Annotated in this window: 2 protein-coding genes; both read right to left on the reverse strand. The window is 75.3% G+C overall.

All coding sequences use genetic code 11. The features are described 5' to 3' along the window. Nucleotides 1-409 (reverse strand): DUF6134 family protein (locus tag OZN99_RS32335; protein WP_270939282.1); only part of this gene is annotated, 409 nt, incomplete at its 3' end. Nucleotides 410-412: 3 nt separating this feature from the next. Continuing rightward, on the reverse strand, nucleotides 413-1026 hold a 614-nt coding region (locus tag OZN99_RS32340), incomplete at its 5' end, for an SDR family NAD(P)-dependent oxidoreductase (RefSeq protein WP_270939283.1).

A 1026-nucleotide genomic window follows, 5' to 3' on the forward strand; every position in this document is an offset into this window, starting at 1 on the left:
CGAGGCTCGCCGCGCGCCACCAGGTCAGCGGCGCGGCGTTCGCCGGCACCACCGCCTCCCCGGCGGTGCCGCGCAGCCGGAGGCCGCCAGGCTCCACCACCGCCTGGCAGGCGCCGGTGCGGCCGTTGCGGTCGGCCCGGCTCTCGAGGGCCACCAGCCGCTCGCCGCGCCAGGCTTCCTCGGTGTCCTGGGTGAAGCGGAACACGGTGAAGCCGGCCAAGCGCACCTGGATGCGCAGCTCCGTCCGCGCCCGCAGCAGGTCGCCATCGTCGCGGAAGCGCACGGTATGCGTGCCGACCTGCGCGCCCTGGCGCATCACCTTGAAGGCGATGTCGGCCGGGGCAGCCTGCGCCATCCGCCCGACGAGCGGCAGCAGCCCGAGACCCAGCGCGAGACGACGACCGACCATGATTCACCCCTTTCCCGCGATCGCCCCCCGCCCGCCATCCACGCCCATGACCTGGCCCGTGATCCAGCCCGCCGCATCGGAGAGCAGGAAGTCGGCCAGCGCCGCCGCATCCGAAGGTTCGCCCAGGCGGGGGATCGGGTGCTGCTTCGCGATGGCCTCCGCCATCTGCGGGCTGCGGGTCAAGGGCTCGGCGAGTTGCGTTTTCGTCAGGCTCGGCGCGACAACGTTCACGCGCACGTTCGGCGCCAGCTCCGCCGCCAGCGACACCGCCAGCCCCTCCACCGCCGCCTTGGCCGCGCCGATCGCCGCATGGTTCGGAAAGCCGCGCCGCGCCGCGACGGAGGAGAACAGCACCACGCTGCCCTTCCCCGCGACCAGCGCCGGCAGCGCCGCCTGAACCGCCAGCGCCGGCGCCAGCGCGTTCAGCCGGAAGGTCTCGGCGAAGTCGGCCTCGGTGAGCCGCCCGATGGGCTTGAGCAGGATGGAGCCGACGCAGAAGGCGAGCCCCGCCAGCGGACTGCCGGCCGCCGCCACCACCGCGCGCAGCGCCGCGGCGTCGAGCACGTCCGCCGCCTGCCAGGGCGCGCCCAGTTCCGCGCCCAGGGCGCGCAGCCGCG

Source organism: Falsiroseomonas oryzae (assembly GCF_027856955.1).
GTDB lineage: Bacteria > Pseudomonadota > Alphaproteobacteria > Acetobacterales > Acetobacteraceae > Falsiroseomonas > Falsiroseomonas oryzae.